Genomic DNA, 15,893 nt, shown 5'->3' on the forward strand with positions numbered 1-15,893 from the left:
TTTGCCCGCAAGATGGGCATCGCAGCGTGGGCGCCTTAGTCTCTAACCAGTCGGTCGCCTTTTGCTTATCAGATTCCGTCAACTTGCCGTTTTGATCTGGCATATTGCCCCCACGCTTCGATCCATGTGGAAGCAAATCATTTTTTTGATGGTCTCGTCCAGACGACAGCGCCTGGATGATTTATCGAATGTCCAGCAAAACCTTTACGCGATAACATGCGCAGCGCCTTACTAACCCGCCGCGTATGCTCAGTGAGCAGTCGCCTATCTCGCGCATCTTGCTCATTTACGGCCAAGATAGCCCGCGCAATATCGCGCGTCGCCATTGGCTCTGTGGCGCCCCTGAGCACGTCTAGGATGGCCCGCGTTAGCTCCCCCGGCCCAAAGAGCACATGACGCTTCTGGCGCGGCATTTCGGCGTCCAGATTGCCGGTATAGCCGAGCGTTCCCAACACACGATCCAGTGCGCCGATATCGTTCTTGATCTCTGCCAGCCGGTCGCGGATGCGCTGCGCTTCGTTGAACAGGTCCGCCCGCTTCGTCAGCAAGCCGGAAATCGTGTGCTCATAGGTGGCGGTTCGCGCCAGTTTGATCGTGTCGGCCATGCCGCGATTGTTGCAAAACCGCTCTCAATCCGCGAGAATCCGCTAGGTGCGTTTGCTACCTAATGCCGCATTTTCGCATCGAGGCTCTGCGCGACATCGGCTTCTGGGACGCCTTCAACGTCACCGAAGATGCGGATCTCGGCCTGCGGCTCGCGCGCGCGGGCTTTGAGGTGCGCACATTCGCCTCGCAAACTTTCGAAGAGGCGCCGGCGGCCTTCGGCGCGCTGGTGAAACAGCGCACGCGCTGGTTCAAAGGCTGGATGCAGACATTCATCGTGCACTGCCGTCGGCCTATGCGGCTTTTCGTCGATCTCGGTTCCCGGCGCGCGATCGCGGTGCTCGCAATGTTCGCGAGCGGATTGTTTGGTCCGTTGCTCGGCCCGTTCCTGGCGGCGCGTATGACCTATGACGCGATCTTTGGGGCTCTGTTGGCGCCGGTCGCGCCATTTGAAATCGCCTTGAGCACGCTCTGGTGCTGTCTGGCGATCGCCGGAGCGATCTCGCTGATCTTGCCGCTCGCCATGGGGATGCGCCGGCGCGGCCTGACGCGGTTTCTCCGTGCGCTGATCTATCTGCCGCTGTGGCTGATGATGCTGAGCATCGCGGCCTGGCGCGCCCTTTATGAGCTCTGTCGGCGCCCTTTCCACTGGGAAAAGACCGAGCACGGCCTCACCGCGCGCGGCGTTGTCGAGGCGGAAAAAGACGTCGGCCCATTCGTCTCAAGAGAAGAGCCACTGTTTGATCAAGAAGCCGGCGCTTAGCGCCTTGCCGTAATGCTCGTGCAGCGCGACATGGCTCATGCCCGCGCGCGGCAGATCCGATTTCTTCAATCGTTTGAAGAAGGGAATGAGCACGTCCTCGAAATTCGTCACCGTGTATTTTCCGCCGTGGCGATCGGCGACCCGCTCGGCGACATTGGCGAACAGCAGCGCCAGCGCCTTGAACAAGGCCGGATGCGTGATCTGCTCATCGGCGTTGTGCAAGCCAAGGCCGTGCCGGCAGGCGCGTAAATAGGCGTTGAGCACCGCGTAGACTTCCTCCGCCCGCGCATCGACGAATGCGCCCTTGATCGAGCGCAGCGCGGCGTTGAACGTGACGCGCGAAATCGTGCCCTTGCGCCGTTCCGCCGGACTCAGCAGGTCCTTGAGCGCGCTGTCGCCGCGTGTGTGAAAAAGATCGAAGACGTCGTGCAGCAGCGCGTCGGCTTTAGTCTCGACTTCCGAGAGGCGGCGGATGTCGAGCAACAGCTCATTGGGCACCGGCCGCTGCTTGGTGTTGATGTCCATGAACAGCCGGCATTCTTCCGAACGCTTCAGCTTGTTGTAGATCACCACCGGCACGTCGACGGCGCGCTTCGCCAGCTTGAAGCCGAAAATGCGATGTTGCCCGTCGATGATCAGGAAGGCGCGGGGATCCTGCCGGAATGTCAGCGTTCCGGCGGCGCGGTCATAATGCATATGCGCGCGCGACTGAGCCGACAGCACCACGGCGCCGGGAACCGTGCCGAACCCGGCGTCGATATATTTTGCGATCGACTTCGCGCGCTTTGGATCGAGCAGGCGCTGGAAGCCCTCTTCCGGATTCTCGACCCGCGGTTCGACCGTGCAGGTTTCGGCGAGCAGGCTACTCGGCAGCACCAGCGCATAGAAGCGGTGCGCGCCTTGAGAAACGAGTTGCGCCGGAACGCTGATCGACGTTTTGCTGGCGGCGGAAGCGGAGGAGCCGCGCAATTCGGCCCCTGCGTCCGGCAGCGGGGCGGATTCGGCGATATCGCTGAGCGTGTCCCGATCCATGTTCTGATCCCTCGGAAGCGTGAACTTTCAGCGTTCACGACAGCTGACTCGACGAATCGACCGGCACTCGGACGAAGACGCTAAGCGGGAAAAGGTTTGGGGGCAAGATGGGTTGAGAGCGCGAAGCCGTGTTTTATCTTCCCAATACCTATTCCACGCCCTTGCGGCCACGGCTGCGATGGGCTGTTTGGCCGCGGCAGGGACACGTTGCGGAAAGCAATGTTGTCAAATACTTGCTGTTCTGTAAGCTGAACACTCACGATTATCGGGAGCGCCACAGTGTCCGTGCCGATAGAGACAACCCCGCGTTTTGCGACAGGCGTTCCGGGGCTCGACAGGGTTCTTCACGGCGGACTTCCACGCTGCGCTCTTATTCTCGTCGAAGGTTCGCCCGGCAGCGGCAAGACGACCGTGGCGCTCCAGTTCCTGATCCAGGCGGTTCGCGCCGGGGAAAGCTGCCTGCTCGCGACGAGCGCCGAGTCGCCGCAACAGTTGCGGTCGATCGCAGCGTCGCACGGATGGAGTCTCGACGGGATCAATATCACGGGCCTGTCGGAGCCACCCAGCGCGGACGACAAAGGGCTCGATTACACGCTCTTCCCGGAAGCGGAAGTGGAGATCGGCGAGACGTTCGACCATCTTTTTTCCGAAGTCGAACGGTTGAAGCCGAAGCTGCTCGTGCTCGATACGATCTCGAGTCTGCGTGTCGTAGCGCCGACGCCGGCTTTCCATCGGCGCCAACTGAAGCGTATTCGCGACTTCATGGCGGCGCGCGACTGCACGACGGTGATGCTGGACGAAGCATCGATGACGGAAAAGGATCTTCGCAGCCAGACGCTGTCTGACGGCATCATCGAATTGCGGCAAAAACAGTCTTCGTACGGGGCCGACCGACGCGCATTACGCGTGATCAAACTGCGTGGCTGCAGCTATGTGAGCGGCTCACACGACGTAACGATCGCCGCCGGAGGGCTGACCGTGCACCCTCGCCTCGTCGCACAGAGCTTTCCGAACCTCGTGGCCGCGCCGGCGCTCGGCTCCGGCAATGCAGGGATTGACGCGCTTGTCGGAGGCGGACTTCCCCGGGGCTCGAACACGCTCATCGCGGGGCCGGCAGGCGTCGGAAAATCCACCATAACATCGCTCTACGCGATGGCCGCGGCCAAGCGCGGCGAGAAATGCGCCCTTTTTCTGTTCGACGAGACCAAGGAGAGCTATATCGGTCGCAGCGAGGGATTGGGATTAGACATGCGCGCTGAAGTCGAAGCCGGCCGCATTGAACTCAGGCATCTCGATCCGGCCGAACTGAGCGTCGGCGAAATCGCCGCCCTGGTCATGGATCGAGTCGAGAATCAGGGCGTGAAGCTCGTCGTGATCGACACGCTGAACGGCTATATGCAATCCGCGATGGAAGAACCGAGTGTTATTCTTCACATCCGGGAGTTGCTCTCTTTTCTGAGTCGTCGTCAGATTGTCACCATCATGACGCTGACACAGCACGGAATTTTCGGAACGGAGCTCTCTTCGCCTATGGACTTCAGCTTCCTGGCCGACAATGTGTTCCTGCTACGTTTTTTCGAGCTTAGCGGCGCGCTGCACAAGGCCTTGTCGGTCGTCAAGAAGCGTAGCGGCCAACATGAGCACACGATCCGGAAACTGACGATGAGAGCGGGGGGCGTCGACGTCAGCGAACCGCTTACAGGCTTTACAGGGGTCCTCACGGGGACGCCTGTGTATCATCCTGAGCCCATCGTTCCGATTCAATGACGGCGGAGAGTAGCGCAGCGGAGGTCGTCCCGAGAGCCGAGGATAGCCTGCGCGTTCTGATTATGACGCCAACGGGACGCGATGCCGCCCTCGCCGAAGACGCGCTCAAGCGTAGCGGTCTTTCCTGCTGCGTTTGCAGCAACGAAGAAGAACTGCGCCGAGAGATCGCGAAAGGCGCAGGCTGCGTTCTTATGGCGGAAGAGGCATTGCCGCGCGATCGCGCGGTGACCTGGGACGAGTTGTTCGGTCCTGAACCGGCCTGGTCCCAGTTGCCCGTGGTGTTGCTTCTCGCCCGCGGCCACGCTCAAAAAGATTGGGCTTTGCTACGAACGATCGAAAAGCGCTCGAGTATAGTTTTCATCGAACGCCCTGCGCAAAAGCGCTCGCTGATCAGCGCGCTCAAGAACGCGATTGAAGCCCGTCGTCTGCAATACGCCATTCGCGATGCATTGGACGCGCTACAGACCGCCAATCGCCGCAAGGACGAGTTCCTCGCCGTGCTGGCCCACGAGCTGCGCAATCCTCTCGCTGTGATTTGCGCGGCGATTCACATCAAGAAGCGGCGCTCAGCCGACGGGGACGACGACGACATGCTATCGGCGATCGAGAAGCAAACTCAGCAGCTCACGCGTATTGTCGACGACCTTCTGGAAGTTTCGCGCATCAGCCGCGGCAAGTTAGAGCTTCACAAGGAGCGCCTGGATCTTGTCTCGCTCGTGCGCGAAGTGTTTGAACATGGGGCCGACAAGCTTCAGGCCGGGAAACATCGCAAACACTTTTACGCGCCCTCGACAGAGCTTTTCATCGAGGGTGATCCCATTCGTCTGGGTCAGGTTTTTGTAAATATTCTCAACAACGCCGCAAAATATACAGCAGATGTCGGCGCGATCGACGTAACGGTGACGCGGGACGGTGGTTCCGCGGTGGTCATCGTCAAGGATACGGGCGTCGGCATTCCGCCCGAAATGATCACGCGGGTTTTCGACATCTTTACCCAGGTCGATCGCAATCTCGGAAGGGCGCAAGGCGGGATTGGCGTCGGTCTATCGCTCACCCGCAATCTTGTAGCGCTGCACGGAGGCGCAATCGAAGCCCGAAGTGGCGGCGCGGATAAGGGCAGCGAGTTCATCGTCCGGCTTCCATTGAGCGAAGCGCGCGTCGCCCCGAACGTTGAACCCGCGCAAGATACAAGGGAGCGGCGCGCGTCCCAGACGAAGGTGTTGGTCGTGGACGACGAACACCTTGTCGGCAAACTCACTGGCGAGCTGATCGCCTCCTTTGGGATGGAGGTGAAGGTTGTCGCTGGCGGAGCCGAGGCGCTGGAAGTCATCCCGAAATTCCAGCCCCGCATCGTCTTTGTCGATATCGGCATGCCCGGGATTGATGGTTACGAGACTGTCCGGAGGATCAGACAGCTTCCCGGCGGAGATTCTCTCTTCATCGTAGCGTTGTCGGGTTGGGGCCAGGCCGAGGATTTTGAACGAAGCGCCGAGGCTGGATTTGACCGGCATTTTGTCAAACCGATCAAGATCTCAGAGTTAGAAAATTTGTTCGCCTCGGAGTCACCAACCTGAGCACATGAGTCAGGGCGTCGTGATTCACGTCGTCTGAGCGCCGTGCGAGCCTTGTCGCCGGCCGTGCTGTCGTCAGCTACGGAGGCCGGGCGCCTCATGGCCCGTGCGCGCCACATATTCCGTGTAGCCGCCGCCATAAACGTGAACGCCGTCGGGCGTCAGTTCCAGTACCCGATTGGATAGCGCGGCCAGGAAGCGCCGGTCGTGCGAGACGAACAGCATGGCGCCCTCATATTGCGACAGCGCCGTGATGAGCATTTCCTTGGTCGCCAGATCCAGGTGGTTCGTGGGTTCGTCCAGCACGAGAAAGTTCGGCGGGTCGTAAAGCAATTTCGCCATGACGAGTCGCGCTTTTTCGCCGCCCGACAGCACCCGGCATTTCTTCTCAACGTCGTCGCCGGAGAAACCGAAGCAGCCGGCCAATGTGCGCAGTGAACCCTGTCCTGCCTGAGGGAACGAGTCCTCCAGCGACTGGAACACGGTGCGCTCGCCGTCCAGCACCTCCATGGCGTGCTGCGCAAAATAGCCCATTTTAACGCTGCCGCCCTGGGCGACGGCGCCGTCGTCCGGCAGCGAGGAGCCAGCCACCAATTTCAGCAGCGTGGACTTGCCCGCGCCGTTGACGCCCATGACGCACCACCGCTCATTGCGTCGCACTTGAAAATTCAGTCCCTCGTAAATTCTCCGGGCGCCGTAGCTCTTATGCACGTTCTTCAGGGTGATCACGTCGTCGCCGGAGCGCGGCGCCGGCGGGAATTCGAACAAGACCGTCTGGCGGCGCTTGGGCGGCTCGACCCTGTCGATCTTCTCGAGCTTCTTCACGCGGCTCTGCACTTGCGCCGCGTGCGATGCGCGCGCCTTGAATCGCTCGATAAATTTGATTTCCTTGGCGAGCATCGCCTGCTGACGCTCAAACTGCGCCTGCGCCTGCTTCTCGTTCTGCGCGCGTTGTTGCTCGTAGAACACGTAATTGCCCGAATAGGTCGTCAACGCGCCGCCGTCGATTTCCACGATCTTGGTGACGATGCGGTTCATGAACTCGCGGTCATGCGAGGTCATCAGCAGCACCCCCTCATAGGCTTTGAGGAATTCCTCGAGCCAGATGAGGCTTTCCAAGTCGAGATGGTTGCTCGGCTCGTCGAGAAGCATGGCGTCGGGGCGCATGATGAGGATGCGGGCGAGCGCCACGCGCATTTTCCAACCGCCCGACAGCGCGCCGACATCGCCGTCCATCATCTCCTGAGTAAAACTCAGGCCCGCGAGGATTTCGCGCGCGCGGCCTTCCAGGGCGTAGCCGTCCAGTTCCTCGAAGCGCCCCTGCACCTCGCCGTAACGCTCGATGATTTCTTCCATGTCGTCCGCCCGGTCAGGATCGACCATGGCGTCCTCCAGCTGCTTCAACTCGGAAGCCACCGCGCTGACCGGACCCGCGCCGTCCATCACCTCGGACACGGCGCTGCGCCCCGACATCTCGCCGACGTCCTGATTGAAGTAGCCGATGGTCACGCCCCGATCGACGGCCACCTGGCCCTCGTCGGGGTGCTCCTGTCCCGTAATCATCCGGAAAAGCGTCGTCTTGCCGGCCCCGTTGGGACCGACGAGGCCGACCCTCTCGCCCTTAAGGAGCGTCGCGGAGGCCTCGATGAAGAGGATCTGATGACCGTTCTGTTTGCCGATGTTTTCGAGACGAATCATGTGTGCAGGGGACCCGGGAAGGAAAGTTTGGGTAGCCATTAGGCCATGCGGCGCGCCAGCGAAAGAGCATTCCGGCCGCAAGCGATTCCTGCCTAAGCCTCGACGGGAAGCGTCCGCTCCGGGTCAAGATCGTGGACCACGGGGAATGACGGCGCTGCTTACTCGCGGCGCGATTTCAGTCGCTTGTACGGGAGGACCAGGTCGCGTGGGAGACGCCGTGGAGCGCGGCAAGCGCCTCGACCACCGCGTCAAGCTGTTCGCCCGTCGCGCTCGACGTCGCGAGGGTCGCGACGATCTCGACGTCGTCTTCGCGTTCGTTCTCGGCGATGTCCTGGATCGGATAAGAGGCGGCTTCGAGCCGCTCGATCAAAGTGTCCCGAATGGCGTCGCGTCGGGCGCCGCTTGCCGTGACGCGGACCTCATAGATCGCTTCCGTTGCGGTTTCGTCGATCGGCGTACGTTCGATCAGACGCACGAGCGGTCGAAGGAGCGTGTTGCCAGCCAGCACGAAACCCGCCAGCAATAGGGCTTCCGCCGGACGGTCGGCGCCGGCGAAGCCGCCCGTCACCGCCGAGCACCAGACGGTCGCCGCTGTGCTCAGTCCGCGGATATTCATGCCTTCCTTGATGATCACGCCAGCGCCGAGAAAGCCGACGCCCGACGCCACATAGGCCAGCACCTGAGTCGCGCCCTGATTGCCCATGAGCCGCATGCCGAGATCGACGAAAGCGGACGCGCCGAGCGCGACGAGAGCGTTAATCCGCAACCCGGCGGTGCGCTGCCGATACTGGCGTTCCGCGCCGATCGCGGTCCCGAGAACGAACGCCACGAGCAGCGACACAAACGTATTGAGAATTTCCGCGCTGTCGAAATTTGCAATGGCGTTCATGGCCTAAATCCATCGGCGTTCCGCTGCTCGGCTTATAGAAGGCGGGACGAAGCTTGTCGCGGCCGACGCCGCGGTCTCGCGGAATGTTGACCCTGAGGCGACGCTCCTGTATGAAGACTGCGCTGCGCCGCAGCATGAGGCGCTCCAGCCGCGTAGGTCGACGTTTCCGTTGACGAGCTGTCGAGCGCCCCCTTTTCCCACGCCGAGGCCCGTTACGCGGGGCCGACTCTTTTTTGGTCCTGAGCTGGCGCTCTCCTCGCCGGTCCTCGTGGCTCGAATCGACAACTGAAAGCAACAACTGAAGTGATGACATTCTCCGATCTCGGCTTGAACGAGATCCTGCTCCGCGCGCTTGAGCGCGAAGGCTACACCACGCCCACCCCGGTCCAGGCGCAGGCGATTCCTGCGCTTCTGCAAGGTCGCGACCTTCTCGGCGTGGCCCAGACCGGCACCGGCAAGACGGCGGCTTTCGCTCTGCCGATCCTGCACCGGCTGCTGGCCGACAAGCGCCGCCCGGCGCCCAACACGGCGCGCGCGCTGATTCTCGCGCCGACACGCGAACTTGCGGCGCAGATCGCCGATAGTTTCCGCTCTTACGGCCATTTCTTTCGCCCAAGCGTCGGCGTCATCGTCGGCGGCGTGTCGCATCGTCCGCAAAATGAAATGCTGGCGCGCGGCCTCGACGTTCTGGTGGCGACGCCTGGGCGTCTGCTCGACCATCTCGGCAGCGGCCGTTTGAAGCTCGGGACGACCGAAGTGCTCGTTCTCGACGAAGCCGACCATATGCTCGATCTTGGATTTATCGTTCCGATCCGCCAGATCGTCGCGAAATTGCCGAAGCAACGCCAAACGCTGCTGTTCTCGGCGACAATGCCGCGGGAGATTTCCACGCTCGCGGACGACATGCTGCGTGATCCGACGAAAGTCTCGGTGACGCCGGCGGCGACCACCGCCGAGCGTGTCGCGCAACATGTCTATCTGGTCTCGGGCGGCGCCAAGCGCGACCTGCTCGTCGAACTGTTGAACGACCGCCAGATTTCGCGCGCGATCGTGTTTACGCGCACCAAGCGCGGCGCCGATCGCGTCGCGCAGCATCTGGAGAGCGCCGGCGTCGGCGCCGACGCGATCCACGGGAACAAGAGCCAGAGCCAGCGGCTGCGCGCGCTTGACGGTTTCCGCAAGGGCCGCACGCGGGTGCTTGTCGCGACCGATATCGCCGCGCGCGGCATCGACGTCGACGGCGTAACGCATGTCGTCAATTTCGAATTGCCGGAAGTTGCAGAAGCCTATGTGCATCGCATCGGCCGCACTGCGCGAGCGGGCGCGACCGGCCAGGCGATTTCGCTGTGCGACAATGGCGAGCGGCCGTTGCTGCGCGCCATCGAAAAGCTGACGCGTCAGACGCTTGAATTCACTGACCGGCGCGCCGAAGGCGCCCGCCAGGATGATGGCGACTCCGCACGCCCGGCGCCCAAGAGGCCGAATTCGCCGGCGCCGCATCGAAACGGCGCGCAGCATCCTCGGCGCGATGGGCAGCGTCCCGCCCCGAAGCGCGCCGACGGGCCTGCCAACAACGGCCAGAAGCGGCGCGCCAATGGCGGCGCGCGGTACAAGCAGGCGAGCCGCCCGCAGGCATAAGGCTATAGTCATGGCCGTTCCGAATCGAGGACGGCCATGCTCTACGATCTTCTTATCGTCGGCGGCGGGATCAACGGCTGCGCCATCGCCCGCGACGCCGCCGGCCGCGGCCTCGCCGTCAGGCTCGTCGAGCAGGGCGATCTCGCGCAGGGCACGTCGTCCGCCTCGACGAAGCTCATCCACGGCGGTTTGCGCTATCTCGAACTCTACGAATTTCGCCTGGTGCATGAAGCGCTGGCCGAACGCGAACTGCTGCTTGCCGCCGCGCCGCACATCATCTGGCCCTTAAAATTCGTTCTGCCCTATGAGAAGGGGCTGCGGCCCGTCTGGCTGCTGCGTCTCGGGCTTTTCATTTATGACCACCTTGCGCGCCGCAAGCAGCTCGAAGCCTCGCATATGGTGAGGCTTTCGCAGGATGCGCTCGGCGCGCCGCTACGCGACGCTTACCGTGTGGGCTTCACTTACGCCGATTGCTGGGTGGACGATTCGCGCCTCGTCGTGTTGAACGCGCGCGACGCGGCGGAACGCGGCGCGACGATCAGCGTCGGCTCAAAGCTTGTTCACGCAGCGCGACAGGGTGACCGCTGGCGGGCGACGCTCGCGGACGGCGAGACGATTCAAACGCACGCGCTGGTCAACGCCGCCGGCCCTTGGGTGTCGCAGGTGATCGAAGACGCGCTGCACATCCCTTCGCGCAAACATGTGCGGCTCGTGAAAGGTTCGCATCTGGTTCTGCGCAAGCTCTTCGAGGGCGCGCACGCCTATATTCTGCAGAACCCCGATGGCCGCATCGTCTTTGCGATCCCCTATGAGCGCGAGTTCACGCTCGTCGGCACGACCGACGTCTCCTATGACGCTCCTCCCGGCGCCGTGGCGATCAGCGACGCAGAGACGGACTATCTGCTCAATTCGCTCAATCACTTCTTGCGCGTTCCAGCGACTCGCGGCGACATCGTGTCGAGCTACGCCGGGCTTCGGCCGCTCTATGACGACGGGGCGCTGAAAGCGTCGGTCGTGACGCGCGACTATGCCTTCGATCTCGATGCGCCAGAAGACGCGGCGCCGTCGCTGTCGATTTTCGGCGGCAAGATCACCACGGCGCGCCGGCTCGCCGAACATGCGCTGAGCGAACTCTCGCCTTTTCTTCCCGCGCATGGCGGGGCTTGGACGGCGGACGCGATCTTTCCAGGCGGCGACATGCCGGAGGGCTTCGACAGATTTCTCGACGATCTCAAGCGCGACAAGCCCTTTCTAGGAGATGCTCTCGCGCTTCGCCTTGCGCGCGCCTATGGAGCGCGAGTCGTCGAGATTTTGAAGGATGCGCGGACAATGAGCGATCTTGGCCGCGATTTCGGCTGCGGCCTGACTGAGGCGGAGATCGCCTATCTGCGCGAAAAAGAATGGGCGCGGACCGGCGACGACATTCTCTGGCGCCGCTCGAAGCTGGGCTTGCATATGAGCGACGCGCAGCAGCGGGCGCTGCGGGAGTTTATCGGCGCCTGACAATCCCCGCGGGTCATGGCCGCGCTTGTCGCGGCCATCCACGCGTCGCCGTCACGGTCCTGTGACGATCGCTCCGCGATGTCCTTGCGTGGATGGCCGGCACAAGGCCGGCCATGACGTCGTTGGACTGCCTTCCAAATTTCCTCACTCCCCAAGCGCCGCATGCGACTCGTTCACCGAAGCGCCGCCGTCGATCACGTTTTTCGCCAATCCCGGCGCGGCGATCGCGATATTTTCGGCAAAGAAACGGGCGAGCGCGGCGTAGCGCGCCGCATTGGGATCCTGCTCCTTCGCCGCGACCTTGGCGCCTTTGACGAGCAGCGTCGCGCCGCGGGCCAGCGCGAAGAGGCGCAGATAGGGCGTCGCGCCGGCGAGCGCGCCGGCGAGTTCGGCTTTCGTCAAAAACGCGCTCGCCTGCGCCAGCGCCTCGACACTCTCGCGCAACGCCTCGCGCGTGGCATCGGCTTCGCTCGCGATGGCGCGCATGTCGTCGATCTCGCGCGCGAGCGCCACGCCGTCGCCGCCGCGGATCTTGCGCGTCACGAGATCAATCGACTGAATGCCGTTCGTGCCTTCGTAGATGGCGCAGATACGCGCGTCGCGCATCAGCTGCGCAACCCCGGTCTCCTCGATGTAGCCCATGCCGCCGAAGACCTGCACCGCGAGCGAGGTCGTCTCATTGGCGATATCGGTCGAAAACGCCTTGGCGACGGGCGTCAGGAGAGAAGCGCGCTCATGCGCCGCCGCTGCGCGCGCGGGATCGCTTTCCCGATGCGCGCGATCGATCGCGGCGGCCGTCTCGTAGCAAATCGCCCGCGCCGCGGCCGTTGAACTCGCCATGGTCAGCAGCATGCGCGCGACGTCCGGATGCTCGATGATCGCGCTCGTCTCGCGGGCGCCGGGCGCGCGCCCCTGTTTGCGCTCGCGCGCGTATCCGAGCGCCATTTGCGTCGCGCGCTCGGCGAGCGCCACGCCTTGCAGGCCGACGGAGAGGCGGGCGTTGTTCATCATGGTGAACATGCAGGCGAGGCCCTTGTTCTCCTCGCCGATGAGATAAGCGACCGCGCCGTCCTCATCGCCATAGATCATGGTGCAGGTCGGCGAGCCATGGATTCCGAGCTTGTGCTCGATGCCGGCGCATCGCACATCGTTACGCCGCGTGAAGCCGCCCGTTTCGTCGGGCAGGAATTTCGGCGCCAGGAACAGCGAAATGCCGCGCGTTCCTTCGGGCGCGTCGGGAAGGCGCGCCAGGACGAGATGCACGATATTCGGCGCGAGATCGTGCTCGCCGTAGGTGATGAAAATCTTCTGGCCGAAGAGGCGATAGGACCCGTCGGGCGCGCGTTCGGCGCGCGTGCGCATCAATCCGAGATCGGAGCCCGCGCCGGGCTCGGTCAGATTCATCGTCGCCGTCCATTCGCCGCTGACGATTCTACGCAGATAGGTTTCCTTCAGCGCGTCGCTGGCATGCGCCTCCATCGCTTCGATCGCGCCATGGCCGAGCAGCGGGCAAACGGCGAACGCCATATTGGCGGCGTTCCAGATCTCCGTGCAGCCGGCGTTGAGCAGAGCAGGGAGGTCCAGTCCGCCATAGTCCTCGCCGGCCGCGATGGCGTTCCAGCCGCCATCCCGCCATTGCGCATAGGCTTCACGCCATCCGGGAGGCGTCGTGACGGCGCCATTGGCGTATGTCGCGCCGACGCGATCGCCGATCTGATCGAGCGGCAGCAGAACCTGTTCCGCGAATTTGGCCGCCTCGGCCAGCGTCTGTTCGGCGACGCCGTCGGCGAGATCGCGGTAGACGCCGTTGGCCTCGATCGCGCCTTCGCCGGCCGCGAGGCGAAGCGCGAAAACAATGTCGTCGAGCGGCGCGCGGTAAGTCATCCGATTTTCTCCAATCCGAATCGTTGCACGGAATCTAGCGCGCCAGCGAGGGCGTAAGGTCCATCCCCTCTATGTGCGTCAAAACGCATATTTCGCTTTATGGGTCTGGCATTCGCAGAGGTATGGGTAAGAAAGGGCGCTTCAATTATGAGGAGCGGGCGGCGGCGGCGCGCGCGGCGCATCAGGAAATCGGCCGCACTTTCGCGCGACTCAAGAATCGCAATGACGAGAAAGATCCTGCGACGATCGCCTGGAAGGCGGCAATCGCCCGCTTTCGTGACGCATTGCGCCTCGCCTATCCGGCTGATTTCGGAGAGGATATCGAACGACTGAAAGCAGGCGACGCGCGTGGACTCGAGGGCGTGATTCGCTTTCTTGAAGCCGATCCGATGTTTTTTGGCTCTGGCTACGCCAAGGCCGATCTCATTCGTTTCATTAACCGCATGGCGCTGACCGAGCATCAGGCGAAGCGCCTACGCGCGGTTGCTCTCGCGATCGTCGACCGGCGCGCGTCGCAGGAATTTCGGCGCTATTGCCGACTGGCCGCAAAGGTTAACCACCCAGGCTTGCAAGAGGAGCTGCGGATCCGTGCGGCGCGCAGCGATCCCGCCGTTGCGCGGCGGGCGCGCTGGATGCTCGCCTATGTCGAATCGCCGCCTTGCGCGAGGCGCGCCGGCCGGTAAAATCGGCGGATCGCCAATTCGGCGGATCCGAGGGACAAATGCCGCTTTTCGCCTATCGCTGCAGTGACTGCGCGCATCAGTTCGAGACCCTGTCGCGTTTCGACGAGATTCCCGAGTGCCCCGCGTGCGGCGGCGCCCATGTCGAGCGCCAGTTGTCGCTCATCGCGCGACCCGCCGCGGGCGGCGAGTCCGCGGAGAGCTGCGCCGCGATGGCGGGCGGTTCGCCCTGTCCGAGTTGCCCGGCGTTGGCGGGACAGGTGTGACGTCCGCGGCGGCGACTCTACTCGGGGCGCGTCGCCTGGTCGTTCCAGCCAACGGAATTGAGTTCGAGGTTTTTGAGGCGGGCGCGGGCGATCGGCTCGCGCTGCTCCTGCACGGCTTTCCCCAGCACGCCGTCATGTGGCGTGATCTCGTCGGACCGCTCGCCGCCGCCGGATATCGCGTTTGGGCGGTCAATCAGCGCGGCTATGGCGCCACGACGCGCCCCGTGGAGAAAGACGCCTATTCCCTCGAGGCGCTGACAGCCGACGTCGCGGGATTGATCGACGCCGCCAATCCCGCCTCGGTCTCGCTTGTCGGCCATGACTGGGGCGGTTTCGTCGCCTGGGTCGTCGCCATTCGCAAGCTGCGGCCGATCGACGCTCTCGTCGTTCTGAACATTCCGCATCCCCTGTGCTTCCGGCGCGCCCTCGAACAGGAATGGAGACAGAAGCTGAAGTCCGCCTATGCGGCCTTCTTTCAGCTTCCCTGGCTGCCTGAACGACTGCTGTCCGCGCGGCGCGGCGCCGGCGCCGCGTGGCTGATGCAACGCGCCGCAGGCCGGGACGGCGTCTTCTCAAAAGAGGCGATGGGCATCTACCGCGCCAATGTCGCGGCGCCAGGCGCCGCCAGCGCCATGCTCAATTGGTATCGCGCCGCCGGACGTGACATTCTGGCGGCGGAAGACCTCGAGGCGCCGATAGATGCGCCGACGCTTGTGGTCTGGGGGATGCAGGATGTGGCGCTTGGCGAGTCCTGTCTTGACGGCACGGAATGCTATGTTCGCGATCTGCGAATCGAGCGGCTGCCAGGCGTGTCGCATTGGACGCCCGAAGACGCGCCGGAAAAAGTTAATGAGCTGATTTTGGGCTTTGTTTAAAATATTCGACCTTCCCATCGCAAAAAGCAGCGTGCCGGGGCCAGTAACGGTTGACTTGGCGCGCTGGCGTGGGAATCTGTTCAATGGTCCCGGACCCCTGCGTCCGGCGGTAGCTGTTTTGCGCCTTTGGCTCAGCGGCCGGCTTTTGGCCAAGAGAAGGAGATGATCCATTCGCCGTCCAATGAAGAGCATCGCAGCCCCCCAGAAGGAAGGGCCGCGCATCAATCGGGAAATTCGCGCGCGAGAAGTGCAGCTAATCGATTCCGAGGGGAAAAATCACGGCGTCATCCAATTGCCGGACGCGCTGGGCATCGCCGAAGCGGCGGGACTCGATCTCGTCGAGATCGCGCCCAACTCTACGCCCCCCGTCTGCAAAATTCTTGATTACGGGCGTTTTCGCTTCGCTGAGCAAAAGAAGGCCGCCGAGGCCCGCAAAAAACAGAAAGTCGTCGAGGTTAAGGAAATAAAGCTTCGGCCCGGCATCGATGACCATGATTACGGCGTGAAAATGAAGGCGGTGCGCCGCTTCTTCGAAGAAGGCGACAAGGTTAAGGTCACCCTTCGCTTTCGCGGCCGCGAAATCGCGCATCAGGACATCGGCTATCGGCTTCTTTCCCGCGTGAAGGCTGAGACCGCCACGCTGGCCAAGGTCGAACTCGAACCGTCCATGGAAGGACGGCAGATGGTGATGGTGCTGGCGCCTCGATAGCGCGCGTCTCGCCGC

The 15,893-nt window shown here is 63.0% G+C and carries 14 protein-coding genes; 9 read left to right on the plus strand and 5 right to left on the minus strand.

What is annotated here, in order from left to right:
* Positions 1–137: 137 nt before the first annotated feature.
* Entirely contained in the window at positions 138–605 is a 468-nt protein-coding gene (locus IYW40_RS20715; RefSeq protein ID WP_246720941.1) for a hypothetical protein, read from the minus strand.
* A gap of 62 nt (positions 606–667) precedes the next feature.
* Between IYW40_RS20715 and IYW40_RS20720 the strand changes: the two genes are divergently transcribed.
* Entirely contained in the window at positions 668–1,366 is a 699-nt protein-coding gene (locus IYW40_RS20720) for a glycosyltransferase (protein WP_246720943.1), read from the plus strand.
* Here IYW40_RS20720 and IYW40_RS20725 read toward each other — a convergent pair.
* Positions 1,325–2,398, minus strand: coding sequence for a DGQHR domain-containing protein (locus IYW40_RS20725; RefSeq protein WP_196402094.1), 1,074 nt, complete (start codon positions 2,396–2,398; stop codon positions 1,325–1,327). The two genes, IYW40_RS20720 and IYW40_RS20725, sit on opposite strands and share 42 nt — an antisense overlap.
* Before the next feature lie 279 nt (positions 2,399–2,677).
* Here IYW40_RS20725 and IYW40_RS22300 point away from each other — a divergent pair, with 279 nt between their 5' ends.
* Both IYW40_RS22300 and IYW40_RS20735 read left to right on the plus strand, forming a co-directional pair.
* On the plus strand, positions 2,678–4,165 hold the full coding sequence (locus tag IYW40_RS22300) for an ATPase domain-containing protein (protein ID WP_348644317.1): 1,488 nt from the start codon (positions 2,678–2,680) through the stop codon (positions 4,163–4,165).
* Positions 4,166–4,227: 62 nt separating this feature from the next.
* Positions 4,228–5,739: an ATP-binding protein gene (locus IYW40_RS20735; RefSeq protein WP_246720944.1), complete on the plus strand. Its 1,512-nt coding sequence runs from the start codon at positions 4,228–4,230 to the stop codon at positions 5,737–5,739.
* A 72-nt stretch (positions 5,740–5,811) separates the two neighbouring features.
* Here IYW40_RS20735 and IYW40_RS20740 read toward each other — a convergent pair whose 3' ends face one another.
* Positions 5,812–7,434, minus strand: a complete 1,623-nt coding sequence (locus IYW40_RS20740; protein WP_196402096.1) for an ABC-F family ATP-binding cassette domain-containing protein — start codon at positions 7,432–7,434, stop codon at positions 5,812–5,814.
* Positions 7,435–7,609: 175 nt separating this feature from the next.
* Positions 7,610–8,323: an MgtC/SapB family protein gene (locus IYW40_RS20745; RefSeq protein WP_196402097.1), complete on the minus strand. Its 714-nt coding sequence runs from the start codon at positions 8,321–8,323 to the stop codon at positions 7,610–7,612.
* A gap of 306 nt (positions 8,324–8,629) precedes the next feature.
* Between IYW40_RS20745 and IYW40_RS20750 the strand changes: the two genes are divergently transcribed.
* Together IYW40_RS20750 and glpD are read left to right on the plus strand one after the other, a co-directional pair.
* Entirely contained in the window at positions 8,630–9,961 is a 1,332-nt protein-coding gene (locus tag IYW40_RS20750) for a DEAD/DEAH box helicase (RefSeq protein ID WP_196402098.1), read from the plus strand.
* Between the two features lie 36 nt (positions 9,962–9,997).
* Positions 9,998–11,464, plus strand: coding sequence for a glycerol-3-phosphate dehydrogenase (gene glpD, locus IYW40_RS20755; protein WP_196402099.1), 1,467 nt, complete (start codon positions 9,998–10,000; stop codon positions 11,462–11,464).
* Between the two features lie 144 nt (positions 11,465–11,608).
* Here the strand turns inward: glpD and IYW40_RS20760 are convergent, their stop codons facing one another.
* Positions 11,609–13,348, minus strand: coding sequence for an acyl-CoA dehydrogenase (locus IYW40_RS20760; protein ID WP_196402100.1), 1,740 nt, complete (start codon positions 13,346–13,348; stop codon positions 11,609–11,611).
* Positions 13,349–13,470: 122 nt separating this feature from the next.
* Between IYW40_RS20760 and IYW40_RS20765 the strand changes: the two genes are divergently transcribed.
* The 4 genes from IYW40_RS20765 to infC all read left to right on the plus strand — a co-directional run bounded on the left by IYW40_RS20765 (position 13,471) and on the right by infC (position 15,878).
* The gene (locus tag IYW40_RS20765) at positions 13,471–14,031 is read left to right on the plus strand and encodes a hypothetical protein (protein WP_196402101.1); all 561 of its coding nucleotides are present in this window, start codon (positions 13,471–13,473) and stop codon (positions 14,029–14,031) included.
* A 38-nt stretch (positions 14,032–14,069) separates the two neighbouring features.
* Positions 14,070–14,294, plus strand: coding sequence for a zinc ribbon domain-containing protein (locus IYW40_RS20770; protein ID WP_196393037.1), 225 nt, complete (start codon positions 14,070–14,072; stop codon positions 14,292–14,294).
* Positions 14,291–15,169 (plus strand): alpha/beta hydrolase, encoded by an 879-nt coding sequence (locus IYW40_RS20775; RefSeq protein ID WP_196402102.1) that lies wholly within the window; start codon positions 14,291–14,293, stop codon positions 15,167–15,169. The genes IYW40_RS20770 and IYW40_RS20775 overlap by 4 nt, the downstream gene beginning before the upstream one ends.
* 181 nt (positions 15,170–15,350) lie before the next feature.
* On the plus strand, positions 15,351–15,878 hold the full coding sequence (infC, locus tag IYW40_RS20780; RefSeq protein ID WP_018408763.1) for a translation initiation factor IF-3: 528 nt from the start codon (positions 15,351–15,353) through the stop codon (positions 15,876–15,878).
* Positions 15,879–15,893: the final 15 nt, after the last annotated feature.

Origin of the sequence: Methylocystis sp. H4A, assembly GCF_015709545.1 — a bacterium.
GTDB classification, from domain to species: Bacteria; Pseudomonadota; Alphaproteobacteria; order Rhizobiales; family Beijerinckiaceae; genus Methylocystis; species Methylocystis silviterrae.

What these genes read in the sequence shown, in the direction of transcription:
- IYW40_RS20725 (WP_196402094.1), bottom strand. Translation starts at nt 2,398, where the DNA reads ATGGATCGGGACACGCTCAGCGATATCGCCGAATCCGCCCCGCTGCCG.
- IYW40_RS20750 (WP_196402098.1), top strand. Translation starts at nt 8,630, where the DNA reads ATGACATTCTCCGATCTCGGCTTGAACGAGATCCTGCTCCGCGCGCTT.
- IYW40_RS20770 (WP_196393037.1), top strand. Translation starts at nt 14,070, where the DNA reads ATGCCGCTTTTCGCCTATCGCTGCAGTGACTGCGCGCATCAGTTCGAG.
- IYW40_RS20765 (WP_196402101.1), top strand. Translation starts at nt 13,471, where the DNA reads ATGGGTAAGAAAGGGCGCTTCAATTATGAGGAGCGGGCGGCGGCGGCG.
- IYW40_RS20745 (WP_196402097.1), bottom strand. Translation starts at nt 8,323, where the DNA reads ATGAACGCCATTGCAAATTTCGACAGCGCGGAAATTCTCAATACGTTT.
- IYW40_RS20760 (WP_196402100.1), bottom strand. Translation starts at nt 13,348, where the DNA reads ATGACTTACCGCGCGCCGCTCGACGACATTGTTTTCGCGCTTCGCCTC.
- infC (WP_018408763.1), top strand. Translation starts at nt 15,351, where the DNA reads ATGAAGAGCATCGCAGCCCCCCAGAAGGAAGGGCCGCGCATCAATCGG.
- IYW40_RS20720 (WP_246720943.1), top strand. Translation starts at nt 668, where the DNA reads ATGCCGCATTTTCGCATCGAGGCTCTGCGCGACATCGGCTTCTGGGAC.
- IYW40_RS20715 (WP_246720941.1), bottom strand. Translation starts at nt 605, where the DNA reads ATGGCCGACACGATCAAACTGGCGCGAACCGCCACCTATGAGCACACG.
- IYW40_RS20735 (WP_246720944.1), top strand. Translation starts at nt 4,228, where the DNA reads ATGACGCCAACGGGACGCGATGCCGCCCTCGCCGAAGACGCGCTCAAG.
- glpD (WP_196402099.1), top strand. Translation starts at nt 9,998, where the DNA reads ATGCTCTACGATCTTCTTATCGTCGGCGGCGGGATCAACGGCTGCGCC.
- IYW40_RS20740 (WP_196402096.1), bottom strand. Translation starts at nt 7,434, where the DNA reads ATGATTCGTCTCGAAAACATCGGCAAACAGAACGGTCATCAGATCCTC.